The following is a 5,602-nucleotide window of genomic DNA, read 5'->3' on the forward strand; positions in this document are numbered from 1 at the left end:
CGCCGCTCGCGGTCGGGCATCTCGGCGTCGAGCCGGCCTTCGGGCGCGACGGCCCGCGCTTCGTCCCCGACCGGCCGACCTTCCTCGTCTGCGGCACGATCGAGCCGCGCAAGAACCATCTGCTGCTGCTCCATCTCTGGCGGGAGCTCGCCGAGCGCCACGGCCCGGCCACGCCCCGGCTCGTGCTGGTCGGGCGCCGCGGCTGGGAGGCCGAGAACGTCGTCGATCTGCTGGAGCGCTGCGAGGCGATCCGCCCGCACGTCGTCGAGGTCTCCGGGCTCTCGACCCACGGCCTCGCCGCGCTCACGCGGAGCTGCACGGCGCTGCTGATGCCGTCCTTCACCGAAGGCTACGGCATCCCGATCGTGGAGGCGGCGGCGTCCGGCGTGCCGGTGGTCGCCTCCGGAATTCCGGTCCACCGCGAGATCGCCGAGGGCTTCGCCGCCTTTCTCGACCCCCTCGACGGCCTCGGCTGGGGGCGGGCGGTCGAGGATCTGAGCCGGCCGGGCTCCGGGCTTCGCCAGACGCTGGCCCAGCGTCTCGACGGCTACGCCGGGCCGACCTGGGCGGCGCATTTCGAGCAGGCCGACGCGCTGCTCGATGCGCTCTGATCCGCAGCGCGCCTTCGGCGGCGTGTTGCACCGCGGGCGGCTGACGAATAAGGAAAAGCGTCAGCCCGCGCGGCCGGCCTCTCTCCCAGGGAATTGTTCGATGCGTGTTGTCGACCTCGACCGCGATGCGATCAAGCAGGGTCTCGCCGACGGGTCGATGCTGGTGATCGACGTGCGCGAGCCGCACGAATACGAGAACGGCCACATCCCCGGAGCGGTGATGCACCCGCTCTCGAGCTTCGATCCGGCGGCGGTGGCCGCTCTGATCGAGGCGGACGGGCGCCGCGCGGTCTTCTCCTGCGGCTCCGGCGTGCGCTCGGTCCACGCGCTCAACGCGATGCAGCAGACCGGGCTCGGCCTCGCGGAACACTACAAGGGCGGCTATCGCGACTGGTCGTCGGCCGGTGAAGCGATTGAGTAGACCCGTCGAAGCACGGCCGCATGCGCGTCGCCCGGTCGGTCGCGGCGAAGCCATGTGCGGTGTCGCACAACCTGTGCGCGCTGCGGGGAATAGGTGGCGGGCTGCTGGGGAACCATCCATGTACAAGCGTCGGCTCGCAAGCCTCATCGTGATCGCCGCGGCGCTCGCCGCGCCGCAGGCCCGTGCCCAGGCGCCGGGCGGCCCGCCGCCGAAGGTGACGGTCGCCAAGCCCGTGGTCCGCGAGATCATCGAGCAGGACCAGTATACCGGCCGCTTCGACCCGATCGAGTTCGTCGAGGTCCGCGCGCGGGTGACCGGCTACCTCGAGAAGATCAACTTCACGGACGGCGCCACGGTGAAGAAGGGCGACGTGCTCTTCGTCATCGACCGGCGGCCCTACAAGGCGGCCCTGGAGCAGGCGCAGGCCTCGCTGACCTCGGCCAAGGCCCGCCTCTCGTTCTCGCAGACCGACCTGGAGCGCGCGCAGACCCTGTCGAAGGGCGGCAACATCTCCGAGCAGGTCACCGACCAGCGCCGCCAGGCCTCGCAGACCGCGCAGGCCGACGTCGACAGTGCCGAGGCGGCGCTCCGCAACGCCCAGTTGAACTTCGACTTCTCGGAAGTGAAGTCGCCGATCAACGGGCGGATCAGCCAGCGCCTCGTCACCGAGGGCAACATCGTCATCACCGACCAGACGATGCTGACCACCATCGTCTCGCTCGATCCGATCTACTTCTCCTTCACCGTCGACGAGAAGTCGTTCCTGAAGTACCAGGGCTCGCTCGGCATCGGCATGGGCCAGACCCAGCGCGGCAAAGGCGTCCCGATCCTGATCGCCCTGTCGGGCGAGGCCAAGCCGACCCGCAAGGGCACCCTCGACTTCGTCGACAACCGCGTCGACAACTCCACCGGCACGATCCTCCTGCGCGCCACGGTCGAGAACGCCGACGGCTTCATCAAGCCGGGTTTGTTCGGCATCGTCTCGATGCCCGCGACGAAGCCGTTCCAGGGCGTCATGATCCCGGACGAGGCGGTCGCCGCCAACCAGGACAAGCGCATCGTCTACCTCGTCGGCGAGGACGGGACGGTGACGGCCAAGGACGTGAAGCTCGGCCCCAAGGTCGACGGCTACCGCGTGATCCGCGACGGCCTGAAGGGCGACGAGACCATCGTGGTCAACGGCACCTCCCGCGTGCGCCCCGGCGCCAAGGTCTCGCCGGAATCGATCACGCTGCCGCCGAGCAAGACCTGAGGCCGTCCGCGGTCTCGAGCGTACGAGCGGCACCGGACCCGACCGGTGCGGCGCCATCGACGACGCCGGTCGCCGGCTCCGCGAGGGGCGGCGACCCAGAGGTTTGACCGATGCGTTTTGCCCACTTCTTCGTCGATCGGCCGATCTTCGCGTCGGTCACGTCGATCATCTTCCTGCTCCTCGGCTTCGTCGCCTACGAGAGCTTGCCGGTCTCGCAATATCCCGAGATCGTCCCGCCCACGGTCACCGTGCGCGCGAGCTTCCCCGGCGCCAACGCCGAGACGGTGGCCGCGACGATCGCGACGCCGATCGAGCAGGAGGTGAACGGCGTCGACAACATGCTCTACATGACGTCGCTGTCGACCAACGACGGCAACATGCTGCTGACCGTCACCTTCAAGGTCGGCACCAACCTCGATATCGCCAACGTGCTGGTGCAGAACCGGCTCTCGGTGGCGCAGCCGCGCCTGCCGCCGGACGTGCGCAACCTCGGCGTCACCGTGCGCAAGGCCTCGCCCGACCTGATGCTGGTCGTGCACCTGCTCTCGCCGAACAAGACCTACGACCAGAACTACCTGGCCAACTACATCTACCTGAACATCCGTGACGAGATGCTGCGCCTGGACGGCGTCGGCGACATCACGATCTTCGGCGGCAACGAGTACGCCGAGCGCATCTGGCTCGACCCGAACAAGCTCGCCGCCTACGGGCTCTCCACCACCGACGTGACCACGGCGCTGCAGGAGCAGAACGTGCAGGTCGCCGCCGGCGCGCTCAACGCGCCGCCCGCCCAGACCGGCGAGGCGTTCCAGCTCGTGGTGCAGTCGCAGGGGCGCTTCCAGACGCCGGAGGAGTTCGCCGACGTCATCGTGAAGGCGACCAACGGCCGCCTGGTGCGGGTGAAGGACGTCGCCCGCACCGAGATGGGCCAGAAGGACTACACCACCAACTCCTTCCTGAACGCGACGCCGGCGGTGGGCATCGGCGCGTTCCAGCGCCCGGGCACCAACGCGCTCGACGCCGCGGCCTCCGTCAAGAAGGTGATGGAGAACCTGAAGAAGAACTTCCCGCCCGACGTCGAGTACCGCATCGCCTACAACCCGACCGAGTTCATCGAGGAGTCGATCCAGGAGGTCTACAAGACCCTGTTCGAGGCCGTCGGCCTCGTGGTGATCGTGATCCTGGTCTTCCTCCAGAGCTGGCGCACGGCGCTGATCCCGGTGATCGCGATCCCCGTCTCGCTCGTCGGCACCTTCGCGGCGATGTCGGCCTTCGGGTTCTCGCTGAACAACCTCACCCTGTTCGGGCTGGTGCTCGCCATCGGCATCGTCGTCGACGACGCGATCGTCGTGGTCGAGAACGTCGAGCGCAACATGGAGGAGGGGCTGTCGCCGGGCGAGGCCGCGCACAAGACCATGGACGAGGTCGGCTCGGCCGTCGTCGCCATCGCGCTCGTGCTGGCCGCGGTGTTCATCCCGACAGCCTTCATCCCCGGCATCTCGGGCCAGTTCTACAAGCAGTTCGCGCTGACGATCGCCGCCTCGACGATCATCTCCGCCTTCAACTCGCTGACCCTGTCTCCGGCGCTCTGCAAGCTGCTCCTGGTGCCCCACCACGCGCGCAAGCAGCCGAAGTTCTTCCTGACGCGGTTCATCGCCTGGCTCGCGGACCTGTTCAACCGCGGCTTCGAGGCGCTCTCGAACGGCTACGCCCGGGTCGTCGGCCTGCTCACCGGCTACAGCGTCGGCATCGTCGCCGTGATGGTGTTCTACGGCTTCGTCATCTTCGGCACGATCCACCTCGTGCAGACGACGCCGACGGGCTTCATCCCCGACCAGGACCAGGGCTACCTCATCGGCGTGGTCCAGCTGCCGGCCGGCGCCTCGCTCGACCGCACCACCGAGACGGTGAACCGGGCGGCCGCGGAAGCGCGCAAGATCGACGGCGTGACCAACACCGTCATCATCGCCGGCTTCGACGGCGCGACCTTCACCAACACCACCAACTCCGGCGTGATGTTCATCACGCTGGCCGGCGCCAAGGAGCGCGCCACCCACGGGCGCAGCGCGGCGGTGATCACCGGCGAGGTGCTGAAGGCCACCGCCAACATCCAGGAGGCGCGGGTCATCGTCATCCCGCCGCCGCCGGTGCGCGGCCTCGGCAACGGCGGCGGCTTCAAGATGCAGGTCGAGAGCCGGCAATCCTCGGAGACCGGGCCGCTGCTGGCCGCCGCCGGCGAGCTGATCGGCCAGGCCAACCAGAGCAGCGACGTGCAGCGGGTGTTCACCACCTTCGGCAACGACACGCCGCAGCTCTACCTCGACATCGACCGCACGATCGCGCGGATGCTGAACGTGCCGCTGGCCAACGTCTTCGCCTCGGTGCAGGCGGACCTGGGCGGCGCCTACGTCAACGACTTCAACACGCTCGGCCGCATCTACCAGGTGCGCCTGCAATCCGACGCCGCCTACCGGACCTCGCAGCAGGACATCTCGCAGATCAAGGTCCGCTCCTCCACCGGCGCGCTGGTGCCGCTGGGGACCCTGGCCTCGCTGCGCACCGTCGCCGGCCCGCAGATCGTGCAGCGGTTCAACCTGTACTACTCGGTGCCGGTGCAGGGCGTGGCCAAGCCCGGCGTCTCGACCGGCCAGGCGCTCACCGCCATGGAGGAGATCGCCGCCAAGGCGCTGCCCGAGGGCTACGCCTACGACTGGACCGAGATCGCCTACCAGCAGAAGGCCACCGGCAACACGGCGGTCTACGTGTTCGCGCTGGGCATCCTGCTGGTATTCCTGGTGCTCGCCGCGCAGTACGAGAGCTGGGCGCTGCCGATCTCGATCCTGATGGTGGTGCCGACCGGGGTGCTGGCCGCCTTGTTCGGCGTGCAGCTGCGGGGGCAGGACAACAACATCCTGACCCAGATCGGCCTGATCGTGCTGATCGGTCTCGCGGCGAAGAACGCCATCCTGATCGTCGAGTTCGCCCACGACATCGAGGAGGCGGAGCACAAGGGCCCCGTCGCCGCCGCGATCCAGGCCTGCCGCCTGCGCCTGCGCCCGATCCTGATGACCGCCTTCGCCTTCATCCTCGGCGTGCTGCCGCTGGTGATCGCCACCGGCCCCGGCGCCGAGATGCGCCAGGCGCTGGGCACCGCGGTGTTCTTCGGAATGATCGGCGCGACCTTCTTCGGCCTGTTCCTGACGCCGGTCTTCTACGTGATGATCCGGAACATCGTGATCTGGGTGGGCAAGAAGCGCGGCAAGACCACCGACGACGGCCACGGCGGCGCCCCGGCGCACGCGGCGCCCGCGCATACCT

Annotated in this window: 4 protein-coding genes; all 4 read left to right on the top strand. The window is 68.8% G+C overall.

The window, feature by feature from the left end; translation table 11 throughout:
* The coding region (locus FV223_RS18745) for a glycosyltransferase (protein ID WP_147728426.1) at positions 1-611 on the top strand (611 nt) is incomplete at its 5' end.
* A gap of 100 nt (positions 612-711) precedes the next feature.
* Positions 712-1,032 (top strand): rhodanese-like domain-containing protein, encoded by a 321-nt coding sequence (locus FV223_RS18750; RefSeq protein WP_147728427.1) that lies wholly within the window; start codon positions 712-714, stop codon positions 1,030-1,032.
* Between the two features lie 118 nt (positions 1,033-1,150).
* The gene (locus tag FV223_RS18755) at positions 1,151-2,284 is read left to right on the top strand and encodes an efflux RND transporter periplasmic adaptor subunit (protein WP_147728428.1); all 1,134 of its coding nucleotides are present in this window, start codon (positions 1,151-1,153) and stop codon (positions 2,282-2,284) included.
* A 110-nt stretch (positions 2,285-2,394) separates the two neighbouring features.
* A partial coding sequence (locus FV223_RS18760) for a multidrug efflux RND transporter permease subunit (RefSeq protein WP_147728429.1) occupies positions 2,395-5,602 on the top strand: 3,208 nt, incomplete at its 3' end.

Source organism: Methylobacterium sp. WL116, from assembly GCF_008039455.1.
In the GTDB taxonomy this organism is placed as follows: Bacteria; Pseudomonadota; Alphaproteobacteria; order Rhizobiales; family Beijerinckiaceae; genus Methylobacterium.

Excerpts from the sequence above, each read along its gene's own strand:
- FV223_RS18750 (WP_147728427.1), top strand. The coding sequence starts at position 712 with ATGCGTGTTGTCGACCTCGACCGCGATGCGATCAAGCAGGGTCTCGCC.
- FV223_RS18755 (WP_147728428.1), top strand. The coding sequence starts at position 1,151 with ATGTACAAGCGTCGGCTCGCAAGCCTCATCGTGATCGCCGCGGCGCTC.